12 protein-coding genes are annotated in these 15,298 nt (G+C 68.9%); 5 read left to right on the top strand and 7 right to left on the bottom strand.

Annotation, left to right across the window (positions count from 1 at the left end; genetic code table 11):
- Positions 1-144: 144 nt before the first annotated feature.
- The 4 genes from AB0367_RS28625 to AB0367_RS28610 form a co-directional block, all read right to left on the bottom strand.
- Positions 145-1,626: a glycosyltransferase 87 family protein gene (locus AB0367_RS28625; protein ID WP_366229548.1), complete on the bottom strand. Its 1,482-nt coding sequence runs from the start codon at positions 1,624-1,626 to the stop codon at positions 145-147.
- A 10-nt stretch (positions 1,627-1,636) separates the two neighbouring features.
- Positions 1,637-2,842 carry a glycosyltransferase 87 family protein gene (locus tag AB0367_RS28620; RefSeq protein ID WP_366229527.1) on the bottom strand — a complete coding sequence of 402 codons (1,206 nt, stop codon included), beginning with the start codon at positions 2,840-2,842 and terminating at the stop codon, positions 1,637-1,639.
- Between the two features lie 83 nt (positions 2,843-2,925).
- A complete protein-coding gene (locus AB0367_RS28615; protein WP_366229526.1) occupies positions 2,926-5,499 on the bottom strand; it encodes a transglycosylase domain-containing protein in 2,574 nt (857 codons plus the stop codon).
- A 409-nt stretch (positions 5,500-5,908) separates the two neighbouring features.
- Positions 5,909-6,334, bottom strand: a complete 426-nt coding sequence (locus AB0367_RS28610; RefSeq protein ID WP_350546106.1) for a DUF5318 domain-containing protein — start codon at positions 6,332-6,334, stop codon at positions 5,909-5,911.
- Positions 6,335-6,518: 184 nt separating this feature from the next.
- Between AB0367_RS28610 and AB0367_RS28605 the strand changes: the two genes are divergently transcribed.
- Together AB0367_RS28605 and AB0367_RS28600 are read left to right on the top strand one after the other, a co-directional pair.
- Positions 6,519-7,121 carry a PadR family transcriptional regulator gene (locus tag AB0367_RS28605; RefSeq protein WP_366229525.1) on the top strand — a complete coding sequence of 201 codons (603 nt, stop codon included), beginning with the start codon at positions 6,519-6,521 and terminating at the stop codon, positions 7,119-7,121.
- A gap of 23 nt (positions 7,122-7,144) precedes the next feature.
- Complete coding sequence (locus tag AB0367_RS28600; RefSeq protein ID WP_366229547.1) at positions 7,145-8,224, top strand: inositol-3-phosphate synthase; 1,080 nt, start codon at positions 7,145-7,147, stop codon at positions 8,222-8,224.
- A 57-nt stretch (positions 8,225-8,281) separates the two neighbouring features.
- On the opposite strand, the gene AB0367_RS28595 is transcribed toward AB0367_RS28600, so the two are convergent.
- Positions 8,282-8,779 (bottom strand): methylated-DNA--[protein]-cysteine S-methyltransferase, encoded by a 498-nt coding sequence (locus AB0367_RS28595; protein WP_366229524.1) that lies wholly within the window; start codon positions 8,777-8,779, stop codon positions 8,282-8,284.
- A gap of 71 nt (positions 8,780-8,850) precedes the next feature.
- Between AB0367_RS28595 and AB0367_RS28590 the strand changes: the two genes are divergently transcribed.
- The 3 genes from AB0367_RS28590 to AB0367_RS28580 all read left to right on the top strand — a co-directional run bounded on the left by AB0367_RS28590 (position 8,851) and on the right by AB0367_RS28580 (position 12,387).
- On the top strand, positions 8,851-9,351 hold the full coding sequence (locus AB0367_RS28590; protein ID WP_366229523.1) for an NfeD family protein: 501 nt from the start codon (positions 8,851-8,853) through the stop codon (positions 9,349-9,351).
- A 56-nt stretch (positions 9,352-9,407) separates the two neighbouring features.
- Entirely contained in the window at positions 9,408-10,928 is a 1,521-nt protein-coding gene (locus tag AB0367_RS28585; protein ID WP_366229522.1) for an SPFH domain-containing protein, read from the top strand.
- 94 nt (positions 10,929-11,022) lie between these two features.
- Positions 11,023-12,387: an MFS transporter gene (locus AB0367_RS28580; protein WP_366229521.1), complete on the top strand. Its 1,365-nt coding sequence runs from the start codon at positions 11,023-11,025 to the stop codon at positions 12,385-12,387.
- Here AB0367_RS28580 and AB0367_RS28575 read toward each other — a convergent pair.
- Together AB0367_RS28575 and AB0367_RS28570 are read right to left on the bottom strand one after the other, a co-directional pair.
- On the bottom strand, positions 12,384-13,238 hold the full coding sequence (locus AB0367_RS28575; protein ID WP_366229520.1) for a hypothetical protein: 855 nt from the start codon (positions 13,236-13,238) through the stop codon (positions 12,384-12,386). The two genes, AB0367_RS28580 and AB0367_RS28575, sit on opposite strands and share 4 nt — an antisense overlap.
- Before the next feature lie 454 nt (positions 13,239-13,692).
- Positions 13,693-15,144, bottom strand: coding sequence for a CCA tRNA nucleotidyltransferase (locus AB0367_RS28570; protein WP_366229546.1), 1,452 nt, complete (start codon positions 15,142-15,144; stop codon positions 13,693-13,695).
- Positions 15,145-15,298: the final 154 nt, after the last annotated feature.

The raw sequence follows: 15,298 nt of genomic DNA, 5'->3' as shown, positions 1-15,298 counted from the left end.
CCAACCACTACCCGGCCATCCGATTTTCGTCCTTTGTTTAGTGTTTTAAACCGGTGTCATCTCCCTATCCCCGCCTCAACACCCCCCACGACGGCCCGGCTCGATGCGCGCATCGAGCCGGGCCGTCGATTCACGTGAAACGGGCTAGCCTGCCCGGGCCAGCGCCGGGGCAGGCGGCGGCTCGAGCAGGTCGGCGTCGATCGGATCCTCGTTGTAGACGCCGCCGTCGGGGTCCTGGCCCTCGTACGTCTGCCGGACCACGTCCTCCTCGGGTCGCCGGATATCGCGGATGACGTACCCGACCAGGACGGCGAGGGTGACCAGGCGCAGAAGAGAGGCGAGCACGAAGACGCCCTCCGGGAAGACCTGCCGGCCCGATGCCCCCATGAGCTCGCCGTAGAAGGACACGAAGTAGATGACCTCCGCGACCTGCCAGGCCAGGAACGCGCCCCAGCGTGGTCGGGCGAGCACGGCCAGCGGGATCAGCCACAGGACGTACTGCTGCGACCACACCTTGCCCGTGATCAGGAATGCCGCCACGATCAGGAACGCCAGCTGCGCCAGGCGGGGCTCCTTCGGCGCGGTGAGCCCGAGGAGGAGGATCCCCGCGCAGCAGATGAGGAACAGCCCCAAGTACAGGGTGTTCAGCGTCGAGTGCTCCGGGTCGACGTCGAGGTTCTGGAAGAACGGGAAGCCGTACTGGCCGCCTCCGCGCGGGAAGTGCGCCCCGATGTACCACAGGGTGCCCCAGTCGATCCCGCGCAACTGGTTGAACTCCCAGAACTTGACCCACGAGTCCCAGAAGAAGTACGCGACGGGCGCGTTCAACACCGTCCAGGTGGCGACGCCGGTGCCCACGGTGACGAAGAAGTCTCGCCATTTGCCGGTGCGAATGCTCAGGACGAGCAGCGCGCCGACGATCAGCATCGGATAGAACTTCGCCGCCGTCGCCAGGCCGAGGAACACGCCGGCGAGCACAGGTTTTCGTTTCGCCCAGTAGACCATGGCCACGGCGGTGAGCCCGACCGTGAACAGGTCCCAGTTGACGGTCGCCGACACGAACAGGGCTGGGGCGACCGCGAGCAGGGCCGCGTCCCAGGGCCGGCGGCGGCGCACCGCGAGCGTCGCGGCGACGGCCGCGACGCCAAAGGCGCCGAGCACGATGGCGTTGATGTCGTAGAAGGCCTGCCCGTCGTTCTGGATGACGCCCCGCTGGTGCAGGTCGTGCACCGGCAGGCCGAGGACGCCCATGAAGGCGCCGGTCAGCACCGGGTATTCGACCTGGTGGTCGACGTAGGGCACCTGGCCCTCGTTGAGGCCCTCGGCGTAGTAGAGCGCGAGGACGTCGGTATAGCAGAAGTACTTGTACTGCGCCATGTCCGCCCAGGCAGCGTCGCGGCAGGGGGACTTCTGCACCCAGTGGAAACTCAGCATGGCGCAGATGAGCAGCAGCACGACGCGGGCCGGGGTCCAGAACCGGCCACCGCCGGGTAGCCGGCGGGACCGCACAGCATGGTTGCCGAGCGGGCCGCCGATCGACTCGGAGAGGCCGGCGACGAAGCGGTCGGAGTTGGCGGGCTCATCGACTAGATGCTCTGGGCGCACGCTCGGCTGGCCCGAACTCATCGGCATCGTGTCACCGTACCGTCGCCGGCTCGGACGCGGGTGAAAGCCCCGGCTCGACGCGGGAATCCGCGCGAATCGGCAGGACGAAGAGCAGCGCCACCATCAACAGCAGGTACCAGTTCTCGATCAGGAACCCCTGCATCCCGTGGCTCCACGGGTCCGGCGGCAACCCCTGCTCGAACCAGGAGACCAGGCCGAGCCCGACGGTGACCGCGATGACGACCGCGAACCAGGCGCGGCGGCGGGCCGCAGCGAGGACGATCAGCGCGGGCACGAACCAGTAGATGTGGTGGACCCAGCTGATCGGGCTGATCAGGCAGCCCACGATGCCGGTGATGGTCAGGCCGACGACCTCGTCGCCGGCGAGTGCGGCCCGGCGCGCCCGCCACAGCCCGAACCCGAGCGTGAGCAGCGCCAGCGCGGCCCAGAGCAGCCGGTTCGGGTCGTGCGGGGCGGCCAGGCGGGCGAGCATGCCGTAGAGGGACTGGTTGAAGGTGTACGCGGCGTTGCCGATCCCCTCGCCCTGCCACAGCGCGTCGGTCCAGAAGTCGACGGAGCCGCGCGGCATGACGGCCACCGCCAGCAGGGTCGCCGCGGCGGCGCTCGCGATCGCGGTCAGGCCGGCCCGGTATCGGCGGCTGATCAGCAGGTACACGATGAAGATGGCCGGGGTGAGCTTGATGGCGGCAGCGAGGCCGATGAGCACACCGGCCCACCGGCTGCCCCTCGGCATGAGCACGAGCAGGTCGGCGAGGATCAGCAGGACGAGCACCATGTTGATCTGGCCGAACGTGTAATTCTCCCGGATCGGCTCCAACACGCTGATCACGGTCAGGGCCAGGATCAAGGCGAACGGCAGCTCCCAGCCCTTGCCACGGGCGACCGGGGCGACCAGCCAGTACGTCGTGACGAGCACGGCCGCGACCGTGACCACGCTGTAGAGCACCACGGCTGGTATCCAGGACAGCACCGCGAATGGCACCAGGACCAGCGCGCCGAAGGGCGGGTAGGTGAAGCCGAGCGAGCCCTGGGTGTCGTCGGGCTTGACGTAGTCGTAAATGTCGTGACCGTCGAGCCAGAAGCTCACGGCTTGGCGGTAGATGCCGAGGTCGAACCAGTCGTGACGGTTGCGATACCAGATGTGGCCGTAGACGACCAGCGCCACGAAGAGCCCGAGCAGCACCCACCGGACGGCCCTGCGCCTGCCCGTGTCCAACGCACACCCCCAAAGACTGCGGCCACGGTCTGGGCGAACATACCGCCGGTTCCGTGGCCGCACACCGCAACCCCCGCTACCTATCAGCGTCTTCGGGTCGGATCGACGGTCGGGACGACGCCGCCCCCGTTGCCGCCCGGGCCCTGAGTGCCGCCCGGATTGCCCGGGTTGCCCGAGTTGCCCTGGTCGCCCTGGCCGGGGACACCGCCCGGGTTGTTCGGGTCGGCCGGCGGCGGGGCGACCGGCTGCGGCGAGATGCCGGTGCCGACGTCGATCCGGCCGGTGTTCGCCGGCGGCCTGAAGTTGATTTTCGGCGCCTTGATCTGCGTCAGCGCCTCGTCGAGGAAGTCCCGCCAGATCGGGCCGGGCAACGTACCACCGATAATGTCCTTGTTGCTGCCCTTTTCCTTGAGCGCCTGCTCTTCGGCCCTGTTGCCGACCCACACCGCGACCGCGAGGCCAGGCGACTTCTTGGCCGGGTCGTAGGCGCTGTAGCCGACCATCCAGGCATGCGCGTTGCCGCCCGCGCCGTTGTTGCCACCGAACTGCCAGGTGCCGGTCTTGCCGGCGATCTGGCGCTGATCGTGCGCATAAAGCTTGTAGTGCTTCGGCACTCGCTGCAGCACCGTGTTGAGGTCGTCGGCCATCTGGTCGGTGAAACCCGGGATGCGCTTCGGGTTGATGATCTCGCCGTAGGTTTTCCTGCCCTCGGACCACACCTCCTTGAGGAAGTGCGTCTTGGCCGCCACGCCGCGGGCCGCGAACGTGGCGATGCCGCCGGCGTGCTCCAGCACGGTCACTGGGTACTGACCGAAGCCGACCTCCGTCTGGAAGTACGTCGGCGACACCTTGGCGCCATCGTTGGCCACCAGGTCGATCTTCTGTGACTTGTTGTCGACGGTCGCCCACATGTCGGTGATGCCAGCGGCGCGCGCCGTGTCGATCACCTTGGCCGGGGTGACCTTCTCGGTGAGCGCAAAGAACGGCACGTTGAGCGATAACTCGGTGACCTCAGCGAGGGTGCACCACTTACCGCTACCCGATTCACACTTCGGTGACGACTGGGAGCCGTCGCCGGCGTTCTTGACCGGGTTTCCGCCCTTGATCGTGCGGCCGCTGTTCGGGAAGTCCGCCGGCGAGTCGCCGTTCCACATGGAGTCGATCTTGTATCCAGCCATCAGGCCGGTGGCGAGCGTGTAGACCTTGAAGGTCGAGCCCGGCGGGTGACCGCCGCAGCAACTGTCCTTGCCATCGCCCAGAACGGGGTCGTTGTAGTAGCCGGCGTAGTCGTTGCTGTTGCCGCTGTCGCCGCCGTAATACGCCTTCACCGCGCCGGTGCCCGGCTCGATCGCGACGAGTGCGGCCTGCAGGTTGTCCCGCTGGCCGTTCATCCGCGAATCCTTGTTACGGCTCGCCTTGCGCACCGCGATCGGCTGGATGTCCTTGTCGATCGTGGTCACGATCTTGAGGCCGCCGTTGCGGATCTTGTCGAAGTTCTTCTTGCCGTCGGCGTCGGTGTCCTCGTAGATCAGCGCGCCGGTCGTGGGGTCTTTCAGCGCCGCGACCTCGCCGAGGACGTGGTGAATGATCAGGCCCTCGGGCTTGTTGAGGTTTTGCGACTGCACGGAGTTGGCCCGCGCCTCGGCCGGCGTGATCACCTTGTCCGGGTACTTCATCTTGGTCGGCGCGTCGGCCTCGGAGCAGAACTTGAGCTTGAGCATCTGCCCCTTGATGTAGTTGAACCGGCCCTCCGCCTGTTCCTTGTTGATGTTCGGGTCGAACGGGCTGCCCTTGCCGTTGCCCTCGGGGTTCTTGATCAGGCCGGCCAGGACCATGCCCTCGGCCATACTCAGCTTCTCGGCCGGCTTGGCAAAATACGCCTGGGAGGCCGCCTCGATGCCGTAGGCGCCGCGGCCGAAGTAGACGATGTTGAGGTACATCGCCAAGATGTCGTCCTTCTTGTACTGCTGGTTGAGCTTCATCGCGATGACGGCCTCGCGGACCTTGCGCGCGTAGGTGACGCCCTCGAGTTCGGCCCAGTGCCGTGCGTATTGCTGGCTGATCGTCGAGGCGCCCTGCCGGTCGCCGCCGGTCACGTTGTTCCAGGCCGCGCGGACGACACCCTTGTAGTCGACGCCGGCGTTCGTGTAGAAGGTGTTGTCCTCGGCCGCGACGACCGCGTGCCGCACGTGCTCCGGAATCTTGTCCAGCGGCACGACGGTGCGGTTCTCCTCGCCGATGCGCCCCATTGGGGTGACACCGTCGGAGTAGTAGATGGTCGTCGACTGGTTCAGCGTGATGTCGGCGGGTAGTGCGACCTTGTCCCAGTAATACGTGCCACTGACCATGCCGATGCCCGCGATCATGATGAAGGCGGCAATCGAGACAATGAGGATGTTGCGGCGACGGCGTCTCTTGGCCTTGACGGTCGAACTGGGGCCGCTCGGGCCACCGGAACCACCCTTGCCACCCGAGCGTTTCGGCGGGGAGCCGCCCGAGCCGCCCGGCCCGTCGATAATGTCGCCGCCCATCGGCGCGCCGACCGACGCGGAGCCGACGACGGCGCGGCCGACGGTGGCGCGGCCCGCCGCGCCGGGCACCGACGCCGAGCCGGTCACGGAGGCGCGGCCGGTGGTCGGCTCGCTCGGGGGCGACACGCGTGCCGAACCGACGCTCGCGGAGCCGCTGGCGCCTGGCGGGCCCACGCGTGCCGAACCGACGCTCGCGGAGCCGCTGGCGCCGCCGGGGTCCGCCCGTCCCACGCTCGCGCGCCCGACCTGGGCCCGTCCGGCCGACGAGGCCGGGGGGCCGGAGGTTGGGGGTCCCGGCTGGATTCCAGGAACCTGCGCGCGGCCCGATTGGGGGTTACTCGGGTCACCGTAGTTCATTCGTCCCACCTTGCCGGTTGCATCGTCGTCGCATGCTCCGTCGCCGTCGTGTGTGACCTGAGCCACTCGCCGGGCGGCCTGGCCGCCGTGGCGTTGTTGCCACGCATCGCGGACCCCAGCAGGGGGTCCGCGCTTTCAGTCCTGTCCCCGTGACAACGCTTCGTCACGCGTAACAGGTTCACTCGGCCGCCCCTCCCCGCAGGCGCGACGGCCGCTCGCCGTCGTCCGGCCCGGCCGCGAGCCCGTCGCGGCCGAGGAGGTATTGCTCGATGAGGTGGTTCCAGCCGCACGCGCGGCAGACCTCCACCACGTAAACGTGAAACTCACTCAGCGTCATCGCCAGGATCGGCAACTCGGCGAGGCGGCGGGCCTGTCCGGAGGACTGCCGCAGCTCGTCACCATAGATGTAGTGCACATGGGTGAGGTTCTCGCGGCGGCAGACGGGGCAAAGCTCGTCCGTCGGCTCGCCGTGGAACTTCGCTGCACTTTTCAGGTATGGCGATGCGTCGCACACCTCATAGGTGCCGACGCGGCCCGACTGCACCTCACGCAGCAGGGCGCGTCTCCGCAAGGAGAAGTCCACGACCTGACGCTGGGTACGCATGCGCCCGAGGGTACGCGGTCCTGCGGCCGAGGGCGACCTCAGTCACAATCGGTAACCGTTTGATAGCCGATCAGCGCTGTGTTCAGGCCCACCTCGTCAGTTTTGTTGCATCCGTTCGGGGTATCGGCTTACCGTTCGATGTATCGGACCGATACATCGGGCCGGTTACGGAAGGGAGGCCGAGGTGCTCGAACTGGCGATCCTGGGTCTCCTGCACGAGTCCCCGATGCACGGCTACGAGTTGCGCAAGCAACTGACGACCAAGCTGGGGGCGTTCCGCTTCGCGATCAGCTACGGCTCGCTCTACCCGACGCTGCGCCGCCTTCAGGCGGGCGGCTGGATCAGCGAGGGTGCGCCGCCGACGGGCATGTCGGCCAGCACCGAAGAGGTTCCCCTGCTCACTGGCAAGCGGGGCCGCGTGGTCTACACGATCACCGCGGAAGGCAAGGAGCGGTTCCAGGACCTGCTCAGCGCCGCCGGCCCCGAGACCTACGACAGTGAGGCCGGTTTCGGGGTGCACTTCGCGTTCTTCGCACGCACCGACCCCTCGACCAGGCTGCGGATCCTCGAGGGCCGCCGGCGTCGCGTCGAGGAGCGCCGTGAGGGCATGCGCGACGTGCTCAGCCGGGCCGCCGAGCGGCTCGACACATACACACTCGAATTACAGCGCCACGGCCTGGAGGCCTGCGAGCGCGAGGTCCGCTGGCTCGAAGAGCTCATTGCGAACGAACGCAATGGCACGACCCCTCAGCCGCCTTCGGCACAAGATCCGGAGCGGTCATCGTGAACAACAAGAAGGAGGCATCCGCGATGGGCTCCGTCCGCGTTGCCATCGTCGGTGTCGGCAACTGCGCCTCGTCCCTGATCCAGGGCGTGGAGTACTACCGCACCGCCGACCCGAATGACCGGGTACCGGGTCTGATGCACGTCAAGTTCGGCGACTACCACGTCGGCGACGTCGAGTTCGTGGCGGCGTTCGACGTCGACGCGAAGAAGGTCGGCCAGGATCTCGCCGCGGCCATCAGCGCGAGCGAGAACAACACCATCAGGTTCTGCGACGTACCGCCCACCGGCGTGACCGTCCAGCGCGGCCCGACGCTCGACGGCATGGGGCAGTACTACCGCGAGATCATCGAGGAGTCCGACGAGCAGCCGGTCGACGTGGCCGCCGCCCTGCGCGAGGCGCGGGTCGACGTGGTCGTGTCCTACCTGCCCGTGGGCTCCGAGGAGGCCGACAAGTTCTACGCGCAGGCCGCGATCGACGCGGGCTGCGGCTTCGTGAACGCGCTGCCGGTCTTCATCGCCTCCGACCCGGTCTGGGCCAAGAAGTTCACCGACGCCGGCCTGCCGATCGTCGGCGATGACATCAAGAGCCAGGTGGGTGCCACGATCGTGCACCGGGCGCTGGCCAAGCTGTTCGAGGACCGCGGGGTCGAGCTGCTGCGCACCTATCAGCTCAACTTCGGCGGCAACATGGACTTCATGAACATGCTGGAGCGCACGCGCCTGGTCTCGAAGAAGGTTTCGAAGACCCAGTCGGTGACGTCGCAGATCCCGCACGAGATGGTGAAGTCCGACGTGCACATCGGCCCGTCCGACCACGTGCCGTGGCTCGACGACCGCAAGTGGGCGTACATCCGCCTCGAGGGCAAGTCGTTCGGCGACACGCCGCTGAACGCGGAGCTGAAGCTCGAGGTCTGGGACTCGCCGAACTCGGCCGGCGTCATCATCGACGCGCTGCGCGCCGCGAAGATCGCGAAGGACCGCGGCATCGGCGGCCCGATCCTGTCGGCGTCGAGCTACTTCATGAAGTCGCCGCCCGTGCAGTACAACGACCACGACGCCCACGAGTCGGTCGAAAAGTTCATCAAGGGCGAAATCGAGCGCTAGATCATTCGGTACCGCAAAAGGGCCGGTCCGTTTCCGCGGGCCGGTCCTTCGCGTTTCTCAGCCGAGGCCGAACTCGCGCTCGATGCGCACTCGGGCCTCGAGTTCCAGCAGGACCTTCTTGCGCCACAGGCCGCCGCCGAAGCCGACCAGTTTGCCGTCGGCGCCGACGACCCGATGGCAGGCGATGATGACCGGGATCGGATTGCGGTTGCAGGCGGTGCCCACCGCGCGGGCCGCGTCCGGCTCGCCCACGGCGGCCGCGATCTGGCCGTACGTGCGCATCTCGGCGTAGGGGATGGCGTAGAGCTGCCGCCACACCGCGCGCTCGAACTCCGAGCCGCCGCGCACCGACAACGGCACCGTGAATGCGACGTCCTCGCCTGCGAAATAGCGGGTGAGTTCGTCGGTGGCGCGCGCGAGCACCTCGTCCGGCGCCGAGACCGTCACGTTCGGCGGCACGCCCCCGAATTGGACTCGGCATACGCCGGTCTCGTCGACCGCGATCCCGAGCGCATCGATCGGCGCCTGCACCTCAGCCCAACGCACGGCGCCCATTGTGCCCCTTTCGCCGACGCCCCGGGTGGCACAACAGGGTTACCCTGCAGTTGTCGTTGAGGGGAGGCACGGTGGAGACGACATTCCTCGTCATCGGCGGCGTCGGCGTCGTGGTGCTGGCCGTGTCCGTGCTCATCGGCGACCTCTTCCACTTCGGCCATCCCGATGCCGCCGGGCCCTTCTCCCTGCCCGCCGTCGCCGGCTTCATCGGCGCCTTCGGCTTCGCCGGCGCTGCGGTGAGCGCGCTCACCGGCTCCTCCAGCCCGCTGGTGCCCGCCGTCGCGGGCCTGGTCGCGGCGGTGCCGACCGCCTGGATCGCCACCCGGCTGGCCCGCATGGCGATCAACATGCGCACCGACGCGACCCCCACCAAGCGCGACATGATCGGCACCACCGGCGTGGTCGTCACGCCCATCTCGGGCAACGGCTTCGGTGAGGTGCGTATCTCGCTGGGCGGCCAGCCGGTCAAGCTCAGCGCCCGCGCGGACCGGCCCATCCCGCTCGGTGCGCGGGTCCTCGTGCTGGAGGCGACCAGCTCCACGAGCGTGATCGTCGAAGAAACCGCCCTGTAAATCGTCGGAAGACCCCCGTACATCGTCAGAACCCCCTCCGGAAAAGAAGGAAGCGGATGGATACCGTCCTGCTCGTCGCGATCGGCGGCGCAGTGCTGCTGGTCCTGTTCCTGGTGCTCTTCATCGTCTCGCGCATCAAAGTGGCCGGCCCGAACGAGGCGTTCATCATCACCGGCCGCAAGGGCAAGTCGGTGCAGGCCGTCGACGGCACGCGCTCGACGGACCTGTCCGGGCAGAAGGTCGTCATGGGCGCCTCGGTCTTCGTGGTGCCGATCGTGCAAAGGCTGCAGGTGCTCGACCTGTCCAGCCGCCGCATCCACGTCGAGATCACCGGCGCGGTGAGCAAGCAGGGCATCCGGGCCAACCTGCAGGGCGTCGCGATCGTGAAGGTCGGCGGCACCGAGGACGCCATCCGCGCGGCCGCGCAGCGCTTTCTCAACCAGCAGCAGGGCATCGACCTGTTCACCAGCGAGGTCCTGGCCGGTGCGCTGCGCTCGATCGTCGGCCGGCTGACGATCGAGGAGATCATCCGGGACCGCACGGCGTTCGCCAGCGCGGTCGCAGAGGAGGCCGAGCACTCGCTGACCAACCAGGGCCTGGTGCTGGACACCTTCCAGCTACAGGACATCTTCGCCGAGGGCTCGTACCTCGCCGACCTGGGCCGGCCCGAGGCCGCCCGGGTGCTGCGCGACGCGGCGATCGCCGAGGCGCACGCGCGCCAGGCCGCCGAGTCCGAGCGGCTCAAGTCCGAGGAGGCCATCGCCGAGGCCAACCGGAACCTGGCCCTCAAGCAGGCCGGGATCCAGGCCGAGATCGACGCGGCGAAGGCGAAGTCGGCGGCCGCCGGCCCGCTCGCCCAGGCCGAGCGCGACCAGGCCATCCTCGCCGAGCAGCAGAAGGTGGCCGAGCGCAACGCCGAGCTCAAGCAGCGCCAGCTCGACACCGAGGTGCGCAAGCCGGCCGACGCCGAGCGGTACCGGGTGGAGCAGGAGGCCGAGGCGGCCAAGAACGCCGCGATCGCCAATGCCGAGGCGCAGCGGCAGGCGACCATCGCCGCCGCGCAGGCCTCCGCCGAACAGGCCCGCCTCACCGGTGAGGGCGAGCGGTCCCGCCGCGCCGCGCTCGCCGAGGCCAACGCGATCGAGGGCGCCAAGGAGGGCGAGGCCGAGCAGCGCCGGCGCGTCGCCATCGCCGAGGCGCTGGAGCGCGAAGGCTCGGCCGAGGCGTCGGCGATCCTGGCCCGCGGCCAGGCCGAAGCCGAGGCGATGAGGCTCAAGGCTGACGCCTTCGCCACCTACGGCGAGGCCGCGATCCTCGACCTCCTCGTCCGGGTGATGCCGGACGTGGTCAAGGCGGCCAGCGACCCGATGTCCAACATCGACAAGATGACGGTCATCTCGACCGACGGCGCGTCGTCGCTGACCAAGTCGGTGGCGAACAACGTCGCCCAGGGCCTGCAGCTGGGCACCGACCTGACCGGCATCGACCTGGCCAAGCTGCTGAGCCGGCTGGGTGGCCTGGCGGAGGACGCCGAGCCGATCAACGGCCGGCCCGCCGTCGAGGCGCCGAAGTCCTGACGACGGAGTGATTCCGGAGGCCCGCGCCGCGTGGCGCGGGCCCTCTTCGCCTCGCGCTGGTCGCGCCGCCCTCCGGGCACCGTAGGCTTTTGCCGTGTCCGCCACCCTCGTCGTCCAAGCGCAGGCGCACTTCGTGCGCGCCGTGCTGCGGCAGCGGGGATTCCGCCGGCTGGTCGCCGTGCGGATGATCGCCCAGGTCGGCGACGGACTGTTCCAGGGCGCGCTGGCCGGCAGCGTGCTGTTCAACCCCGAGCGGCGCGCCGGGGGGATGGCGATCGCGGCGGGCTTCGCGATTCTGCTGCTGCCGTACTCGCTCATCGGCCCGTACGTCGGGGTGTTCCTGGACCGCTGGCGCCGCCGCTCGATCGTCAACGTCGCCAACCTGGTCCGCGCGGCGCTGGTGCTGCCCATCGCGCTGTACATCTGGCGGGGCAACGAGTCACCGAGAGCGTTCCTGCTCGCGCTCGTGGTCATCGGGCTCAACCGGTTCTTCCTGGCCGGGCTGTCCGCCGCCACGCCGCACGTGGTCGCCGACCACATGCTGGTGACCGCCAACTCGTTCGCCGGCACGCTCGGCTCGCTAAGCTTCTCGATCGGCATCGGCGCGGGCGGGGTGCTCATCAAGACGGTCCTGCACACGTCGTATCACGGATATGCGCTGGTCGCCGCGGGTGCTGCCGCCTTCTACCTGGTTTCGGCGCTCGTCGGGCGAGCGTCCTTCGGCCCCGACGAACTCGGCCCGGACGCCAAGGGCCGGCGCGATGGCTCGATCCTCACGGCCCTGACCGAGGCCAGCCGCGGCACGGCGGCCGGCGTGCGACACCTCGTGGCCAGGCGCGGCGCCGCCTACCTGATGCTCGCGCAGGCGATGTTCCGGCTGCTGTACGGGGTAATCCTGCTCGCCTGCCTGCTGCTCTTCCGCACGGTGTTCAACAACGGCGGCACCACGAGCGGTTCCTTCGGTACCATCGCCAACGCTTTTGCCGCGGGCGGCGTCGGCATGCTCATCGCGTCGTTCGTAACGCCTTCGGTCACACGCCGGATCGGCGGCTGGCGCTGGGTGACGATCCTGCTCGCCACGACCGGTGCGGGCATTCTCGCCTTCGGGCTACCCTTCGACCCGCTGCTGCTGCTCGGCGCGGTGTTCGTGACCAACCTCGCCGCACAGGGCATCAAGATCGTGACCGACACGTCGCTGCAGCACGAGTGCGCCGACGAGTTCCGCGGTCGCGTGTTCAGCATCAACGACACCGCCTTCAACGTGACGCTCGTCGCCGGCATGTACCTCGGCGCGCTCACCCTGCCCGACAACGGGCGGTCGGCGCCGGTGCTGATCGTGGTCGCGGCCGGATATGTGCTGGCCGCGGCCGGGTATGCGGCGCTGGGCGGCCGCTGGGCCCGCCGGGTCGGCAACGACGTCGCCGGCCCCGGCGGGGCGGTCGAGCCCACGGCTCGTTAGCTGGTGCTGCTCTTCGTCGCGGTAAGGCTGACCTGCGACGTGCTCATAGTGAGGTTGTCACCGTTGCAGGTGTACTTCGCCGGGTTGTCATCCGCCTCGAACGGCTGGGTCTCATCCAGGTTTACCGATGGTGCCTTTGTGTTGATAGTGCCGGTCGCGGAGACGTCGGAGTAGGCGATACTGCCGCTCGTTGTCGCAACGTTCGAGGTCACCGTCGCGTTCACCGTGATAGTGATCGCCACATCCTGTCCCTGGATGGTGGGCTTCGCGGTGAACGTGCTCTCCTTGTACGTCTCGGTCAGCTTGCCATCCGCCGTGAACTTGATCGTCGAGCCGTTCTTCTGCAGCGTGACCGGCACGTTGCCGACGCCGTCCATCGCCATCTGCTGGGTGTACGTCTTCGTCGTCCACGTCCCGACCAGGCACTGGTCAATCGCGGCCGACGGCTTCACGCTCGCCTTGGCGCTGTTGCCGGCGGCCGGCCCGGTGGTCGAGTTGGCCTGCGACGTGTTCTTCTTGTCGTCGCCGCGGTTCTTCACCACGGCCACCACGACGATCGCGACGACCAGGATCACCACCACGCCGGAGAGCGCCAGGATCGGGGTCAGAAACTTGTTGCGGCTCGACCCGCTGCCGGACGAGGCACCGTAGGTCGCGCCGTAGCTGGTGGGCGGGGCGCTGACCGGGTCGGAGTATGACGGTCCGGAGCTGGTGGGGTATCCGGCATAGGGCTGCTGTCCGCCGTACGGTGCGCCGCTGTAGGGCGTGCCGGTCGTCGGCTGCTGTGGCGCCTGCGGGACGCCTCGATAGGTGCGGCACTGCGTGCAGTAGCCGTTCGCATCAATGCCCATGCCGCCGCAGGTGGGACACGGCTGCATGTCTGCCTCCAGATATCAGGTGATTCAAGGGTTTGCGGCCCAGGGGTTGCGGCCGGCGAGGAGATTCGTGCTAGCGACGGTAGCCGACCCGGTCTACGCGCAGAAGCGGTTGAATCGCCACATGCACGACGCATCGGGGGTCGGGCTTCCGACAAAGCAACAAGCAATAAGCCTGTCGCTTTATGTAGTCGCGCGATTGCACAAAGCTAGCCCCATCGAAACCCCGCGATCCGTGGCCACCGGGCGCACCCGAGCCGGGGGTTCCTGTTCGTCTCGGGGCATGGGTCGGTCGACGGATCGGTGACCTCCGCGAGCAGAGGCGCCTCGGGGCCGGGGCCGGGGCCCCGCGCCCGGGTCGGCGAGCCGCCCACCGCCGGGACGACGACCGGACGTCCGGGACGGGCCGCCCAAGCTCGCCCCGTGCGGATCAGCGAGATCCGGGTGGCGTGACGCCTTCGGCCTCGGCCCACCGGAGCAGCTCCGCGATCGCCTCGTCGTGCTCGAGCGGGCCCCGCTCCAGGCGCAGCTCCTTGAGGTGACGCCACGCGCGGCCGACGATCGGGCCGGGCGGCACCCCGAGCAGCTCCATGATCGCGTTGCCGTCGAGGTCGGGCCGCACCCTCGCGAGGTCCTCCTCGGCCGCGATGCGCGCGATGCGCTCCTCCAGCGCGTCGTAGTCGGCCGCCAGCTGCGCCGCCTTGCGCCGGTTGCGCGTGGTCACGTCCGACCGGGTGAGGCTGTGCAGCCGGGACAGCAGGGGGCCGGCGTCGGTGACGTAGCGGCGCACGGCCGAATCCGTCCATTCCCCCCGGCCGTACCCGTAGAAGCGCAGGTGCAGCGCCACGAGTTCGACGACGTCACCGATCAGGTCCTTGGAGAACTTCAGCGCCTTCATCCGCTGCCTGGTCAGCCGGGCGCCGACGATCTCGTGGTGGTGGAAGCTCACCCCGCCGTCCGGGCCGATCGCCTTCGTGGCCGGCTTGCCGACGTCGTGCATCAGGGCGGCCATGCGCAGCGTGAAGTCGGCGCCCTCGCGCTCGTGGGCGATCGCGTTGCGCACGACGATCAGCGTGTGCTCGTACACATCCTTGTGCTGGGCGTGTTCGTCGATCTCCAGCTTGAGGCCGATCAGCTCCGGCAGGAACTGCTCGGCCAGGCCGCTGTCGACCAGCAGCCGCAGGCCGGCGACGGGGTCGGCGCCGCACATGAGCTTGACGAACTCGTCGCGGATCCGCTCGGCCGTGATCCGGGACAGGTCGCTCGCCATCCGGGTCATCGCGGAGCGCACCTCCGGCGCCACCGCGAAGCCCAGCTGGCTGACGAACCGGGCGGCGCGCAGCATGCGCAGCGGGTCGTCGGCGAAGGAATCCTCGGGCTTGCCCGGGGTGCGCAGCACGCGATCGGCGAGGTCGGCCAGGCCGCCATACGGATCGGTGAACTCGTGCCCGGGCACCGACACCGCCATGGCGTTCACCGCGAAGTCGCGCCGGCGCAGGTCCTCGGCGAGGCTGTCGCCGTAGCACACGATCGGGTTGCGGCTGACGCGGTCGTAGGCGTCCGCGCGGAACGTCGTGACCTCGATGCGCAGCCCACGGCGGGTGAGGCCGATCGTGCCGAACTCCTGGCCGGTGGTCCACACCGACTCGGCCCAGCCGTCGACGATCCGCAGCGTCTCCTCGGGCCGGGCGTCGGTGGTGAAGTCCAGGTCGTCGCCGAGGCGGCCGAGCAGCGCGTCGCGGACCGAGCCCCCGACGAGGTGCAGCTCCCGGCCGGCCTTGGCGAACCGCCGGCCGAGCTCGTCGGCGACGGGGGAGACGCGCAGCAGCTCGTGCACGGCACGGCGCTGGGCCTCGGTCAGGGCGCGGGCGGACTCGGACATCGTCATACGCGTGGTCTCGGGCATCGGTCGAACAGCCTATCGCTACGGGTGAGCAGGCACCGAGGGTAGCGGTCGCGCGTGCATCCCGTCGCGCGAAATCCACCGTGCCTCCGAAGTGTCGGTGGGTGCCACTATGGTCTGTGCTGCGAGCGGA

It is taken from the genome of Dactylosporangium sp. NPDC051484, assembly GCF_040689395.1.
GTDB lineage: Bacteria > Actinomycetota > Actinomycetes > Mycobacteriales > Micromonosporaceae > Dactylosporangium.
The sequence above is the reverse complement of the archived record's forward strand: the minus strand, read 5'-3'. Positions and strand labels throughout refer to the sequence as shown.

Bases quoted from the DNA above. Each gene is read 5' to 3' on its own strand.
- AB0367_RS28625 (WP_366229548.1), bottom strand. From the start codon at position 1,626: ATGAGTTCGGGCCAGCCGAGCGTGCGCCCAGAGCATCTAGTCGATGAG.
- AB0367_RS28610 (WP_350546106.1), bottom strand. From the start codon at position 6,334: ATGCGTACCCAGCGTCAGGTCGTGGACTTCTCCTTGCGGAGACGCGCC.
- AB0367_RS28600 (WP_366229547.1), top strand. From the start codon at position 7,145: ATGGGCTCCGTCCGCGTTGCCATCGTCGGTGTCGGCAACTGCGCCTCG.
- AB0367_RS28595 (WP_366229524.1), bottom strand. From the start codon at position 8,779: ATGGGCGCCGTGCGTTGGGCTGAGGTGCAGGCGCCGATCGATGCGCTC.
- AB0367_RS28585 (WP_366229522.1), top strand. From the start codon at position 9,408: ATGGATACCGTCCTGCTCGTCGCGATCGGCGGCGCAGTGCTGCTGGTC.
- AB0367_RS28575 (WP_366229520.1), bottom strand. From the start codon at position 13,238: ATGGGCATTGATGCGAACGGCTACTGCACGCAGTGCCGCACCTATCGA.
- AB0367_RS28570 (WP_366229546.1), bottom strand. From the start codon at position 15,144: ATGTCCGAGTCCGCCCGCGCCCTGACCGAGGCCCAGCGCCGTGCCGTG.